Raw genomic sequence first — 4,738 nt, 5'->3', positions numbered from 1 at the left:
GGCTAATATAGAAAGAGGGGTATAGAATGATTCATATTACAGATGAAACGAAACAAACCCTGGCAAATGCGTATCCCCAGTTTGGACAGGCTTGCCGGGCCTTTTTCAGACAGGAACTGCCGGCATCCAAATACAAAGGTATTTCCGGCAAATTTGGCAGTTACGCCGAACGGGGCGGCGAAAAAGGCATGATTCGCCTCCGCTTTTCCGGCGGCACCATTGCCAGAAAAGACATGGATTTCTTAATCCATGCCATTGAAACATACGGCGTCAAACTGATTCACTTCACTACTGGCGAAGCCATTCAGCTGCACAAGCTGGCTTGTGAAGATATTCTTACGTTATACAAAGAAGCCTTTGCCCAGGGTATTTACTGCATGGGCGGCGGCGGCGACAATCCCCGCAATGTAACAGCCAGCCCTCTTCGCGGCGTAGATCCGAAAGAGTTCTTCGATATTTCTCCCTATGTCGATGCAGCTGCTTCATATGCCATCTCTCTGATCCCCAAGCTGCACTTGCCGCGTAAGTATAAAATCGGCATTTCCAACGGCACAGACAATGAAGGCCATGCAACCTTCAAGGATCTCGGCTTCCTGGCAAAAGAAAACGGCCGCTTCGATGTCTATGCTGCCGGCGGATTAGGTGCCGGCAATCCGCGCTTTGGCGTAAAAGTCGGCGAAGACGTAGACCCGACGAAGATTCTGTATTACATCGATGCCTTTGCACAGCTCTTCATGGACTACGGCAACTATAAAAACCGCGCCAAGGCTCGTTCCCGCTTCATGCCTGCCGAAATGGGAGACGAAAAATTTGCCCGCCTCTTCCAGGAATATCTGGCAAAAGCCCAGAAGAAATCGCTGGATATTGTGCCGGAAAACCAGGAAATAACGAAACAGGGTACTCCTGGAGCCGCACCGGCCAATGACCGCATTCATCCGCAGAAACAGAAAGATCTGTACTATGTAGAATATCATCCCTTAGGCGGTACGCCAAATGCAGAAGTCTTTGTGAAGGCCCTGCAGTATCTTGCCGGCGTTGACGGCGCTGAAGCCCGTCTCAATGCAGACGAAACGCTCTATGCCATCAACCTGACAGCCGAAGAAGCACAGCGGTTTGCTGAAATCACGGCACCTGACTCGGCAGCCAATGTATTTGAAAAGACCGTATGCTGCATTGGCGCTTCCATCTGTCAGCAAGGTCTGCGCGATTCGCACGGCATGTGGCTGCGCACGGTGGCAGCCTTGCGTGATAAAGGCATTTCGACAGATTTGCTGCCGCAGATGCATATTTCCGGCTGCCCATCCTCATGCGGCACGCACCAAATTGGCGCTATTGGCTTCCGCGGCGCTGCCAAAAAAGTAAAGGGAGAAATGAAGCCGGCTTTTGCCGTATTTGTCGGCGGTTCTTATGTACCGGCTACGGAACAGTTAGGTACGCAGGTCGGCACCTTGACGGAAGATGAAATTCCCGCATTTCTCACCGATCTGTCTCATACGCTGGAAGCCAGCGGCCAGCCTTTTGCGAAATGGTATGCATCCCACGCAGAAGATTTTGCCAATCTCGTTAAAAAACACGAATAAAACCGAATGTACATAAAAAAAGGAGCTGCCCTGCGGGCCAGCCCCTTTTTTATATGTAATGTTTCCTGCCTGTACTTACCAGTCTAATTTACCTGTCAGCAAGTATACCAATAAGCCCTTTTCAGCATGACGACGGTTTTCCGCTTCATCCAGAATCGTTTCCAAATGCGCTTCCATCGCATCTTTCGTAATTTCAAAACCCGGATGGATCGGCATATCATGAAATACGAGCGTATCCGTTCCTTCCAGGAGATCGGAGTCAATCTGATAGGGCATCATCATGTTGATAATGGATTCTTTCTTGTCCTTATATGCCGGATTGGTAAAGAATTCCATATCTACCCACGTATCTGTATAGACGCAGTCTGCAGACGCTACGATTTTCTTCAGTTCATCCTTGGAAATATCTGTCGGCAGTTCTTCATAACAGCCAGTCTTGCGCAGGTCATCGTAAAAGCCTTCCCCTACAGCCATAACCTGGCTGAACGGCGTAAGGCCATACATGTGGCCGCCCAGTTTCGTCACGATTTCACACAGTGAATTGTACGTATTATTCTTGGCACCAATATATAATACCTTCACATTGAAGCGTCCTGTCTTTTCATACAATGTCAGCATATCGGCCAGGGCCTGTGTCGGATGAAAGGTATTGTCACAGCCGTTAATAACCGGAACCGTTGCGGCATTCATAAAGCCCAGGGTCGTTTCCGCTTTTTTAAACCGTCCCATAATGCAGTCTACATTACGGCATACATATTTTACTTCGCTTGACAAATCGCCAATGGTGAAGTTGCTGTCAGCCCATTTCTGATTGTAATGACGGCCGCCCAGTTCTTCCATGCCAATGGCAAAGGACAGATAAGTGCGGTTTGACGTTTTTTCAAATAACGTATATAATTTCTTGCCGTCCAGAATATGCGCAAAGTCTGACTGATTCTGTTTGATCTTCTCAGCTAACAACAATATTCCCTTCAGTTCGTCTGCCGAAAAATCAGCAAAACTATTGACGTGTCTCATTTGTATACATCCTCCAAATCATAACTACCAAGTAACAACTGTATTTATGATAGCACAGGCATGTCGTTTTTTCAAGTTTTTATGCATTGTTTATACAACTTAATGCATGAATACGAAGATAGTTTCTTCAATTATGCCGCATTACTGACCTTGCTCAGGGAACTGAGACGATTGGTATCGGCCGCATAATCACGCACAAACAGCGTCCGAATAGCATTAAGGATAGCCAGGATCATGACGCCTACATCGGCAAAAATAGCCAGCCACATGTTGGCAATCCCCAGGGCGCCCAGAATCAGGCAAACTACTTTGATGCCAATGGCAAACCAGATGTTTTCATAAACAATGGTCATGCATTTGCGGGCAATACCGATGGCAGTCGCAATTTTCAGCGGATCATCATCCATCAAAACGATATCGGCTGCTTCTATGGCCGCATCGGAACCCATGGCCCCCATGGCAATACCAATATCTGCACGGGACAGGACAGGCGCATCGTTGATGCCGTCGCCAACGAAAACGGTTTTTCCTTTGTGTTCTTTATTGGCAATAATAGCTTCTACGTTCTGTACCTTGTCAGCCGGCAGCAAATCGCTGTGTACTTCATCAATACCCAGGGTATGAGCAACAACATCTGCTGCTGCCTGCCGGTCGCCAGTAAGCATGATCGTCTTTTTAATCCCGCAGCGCTTCAGGGCGGCAATGGCCTGGTGGGCCGTAGACTTAATGCGGTCAGCAATGACAATATGACCGGCATAAGCACCGTCAATAGCGACATGGACAATCGTCCCTGCCTGGTGACAATCAATATAGGAAACATGAAGCATCTTCATCAGTTTCGTATTGCCGGCAGCAACCTGATGTCCGTCAACGTCGGCAATAACGCCGTTGCCGCTGATTTCCCTGACGTTGCTGACACGGCTCCGGTCAATTTCCTGACCGTAATCTTTCTGCAGGCTCTTACTGATAGGATGGGAAGACGCACTTTCTGCCAGAGCAGCATATTCGATTAGTTTGTCCCGACTCATCTGATTGTGATGAACGGCATTGACATCAAATACCCCTTCGGTCAGAGTCCCTGTTTTATCGAATACGATATAATCAGCTTTGGACAACGTTTCCAGATAGTTTGACCCCTTGATCAGCACGCCGGCCTTGCTGGCACCGCCAATACCGGCAAAAAAGCTGAGGGGAATGCTGATAACCAGTGCACAGGGACAGCTAATAACCAGAAAAGTCAGGGCCCGGTATATCCAGTCTTCCCACATAGGGGCAATTCCCAGTATCGTCATCCGCACCAGGGGCGGCAAAACAGCCAGTGCCAGCGCACTGTAGCAGACAAAGGGCGTATATACACGGGCAAATTTAGAAATAAAGGCTTCCGACCTGGATTTGCGGGAACTGGCATTTTCCACTAAATCCAGTACTTTAGACACTGTCGATTCATCAAACTCTTTCGTCGTCTTGATTTTTAAGACGCCAGTCATGTTAATACAGCCACTGATGATTTCTTCGCCTGCAGCGACATCACGAGGTACGCTTTCACCGGTCAGGGCACTCGTATTCAGACTGGACTGCCCTTCTACGACGACGCCGTCAATAGGTACTTTCTCTCCCGGCTGAACTACAATAACCGTGCCAACGGCAATTTCATCGGGATCTACTTGTTCCAGTTTCCCTTTCTTTTCTATATTCGCATAGTCCGGGCGAATATCCATTAATTCGCTGATATTACGGCGGCTTTTACCGACAGCATACCCCTGAAATAATTCACCAATCTGATAAAACAGCATAACTGCAATGGCTTCTGTATAATCGCCGTTACCGTAAATACCCAGGGCAATAGCTCCAATGGTCGCAACGGACATGAGAAAATTTTCATCAAATACCTGACCGTTTCGTATCCCTTTCCAGGCCTTATGGAGAATATCGTAGCTGACTACCGCATAGGGCACCATATACGCCAGAAGGCGCAGCCATCCTGCCAGCGGAATCCACTGTAAAAGAATAAGCAGCAATGTCGCTACAGCGACACGTCCTATCATCTTCCTCTGCTTCGTCGTCATATGTCTCATCCTTTCATCTAAGAGTACTTGCTCATATATTACGATAAAAAAGAGTCCGTCTGTATCACTGTGAAC

3 protein-coding genes are annotated in these 4,738 nt (G+C 48.0%); 1 reads left to right on the top strand and 2 read right to left on the bottom strand.

Annotated elements, in window-relative coordinates:
- The first annotated feature begins 26 nt into the window (after positions 1-26).
- Positions 27-1,580 (top strand): nitrite/sulfite reductase, encoded by a 1,554-nt coding sequence (locus Q3886_RS08385; protein WP_301860913.1) that lies wholly within the window; start codon positions 27-29, stop codon positions 1,578-1,580.
- Between the two features lie 75 nt (positions 1,581-1,655).
- On the opposite strand, the gene Q3886_RS08380 is transcribed toward Q3886_RS08385, so the two are convergent.
- Both Q3886_RS08380 and Q3886_RS08375 read right to left on the bottom strand, forming a co-directional pair.
- Positions 1,656-2,597 carry an ornithine carbamoyltransferase gene (locus tag Q3886_RS08380; RefSeq protein ID WP_301860911.1) on the bottom strand — a complete coding sequence of 314 codons (942 nt, stop codon included), beginning with the start codon at positions 2,595-2,597 and terminating at the stop codon, positions 1,656-1,658.
- A gap of 131 nt (positions 2,598-2,728) precedes the next feature.
- On the bottom strand, positions 2,729-4,663 hold the full coding sequence (locus tag Q3886_RS08375) for a heavy metal translocating P-type ATPase (RefSeq protein WP_301860909.1): 1,935 nt from the start codon (positions 4,661-4,663) through the stop codon (positions 2,729-2,731).
- Positions 4,664-4,738 lie beyond the last annotated feature (75 nt).

The sequence above is a fragment of the uncultured Megasphaera sp. genome, assembly GCF_958350005.1.
Taxonomy (GTDB): domain Bacteria; phylum Bacillota; class Negativicutes; order Veillonellales; family Megasphaeraceae; genus Megasphaera.
Note: the sequence above shows the minus strand (reverse complement) of the source record. Positions and strands in the feature narration are given on the sequence as shown.

What these genes read in the sequence shown, in the direction of transcription:
- Q3886_RS08385 (WP_301860913.1), top strand. Translation starts at nt 27, where the DNA reads ATGATTCATATTACAGATGAAACGAAACAAACCCTGGCAAATGCGTAT.
- Q3886_RS08380 (WP_301860911.1), bottom strand. Translation starts at nt 2,597, where the DNA reads ATGAGACACGTCAATAGTTTTGCTGATTTTTCGGCAGACGAACTGAAG.
- Q3886_RS08375 (WP_301860909.1), bottom strand. Translation starts at nt 4,663, where the DNA reads ATGACGACGAAGCAGAGGAAGATGATAGGACGTGTCGCTGTAGCGACA.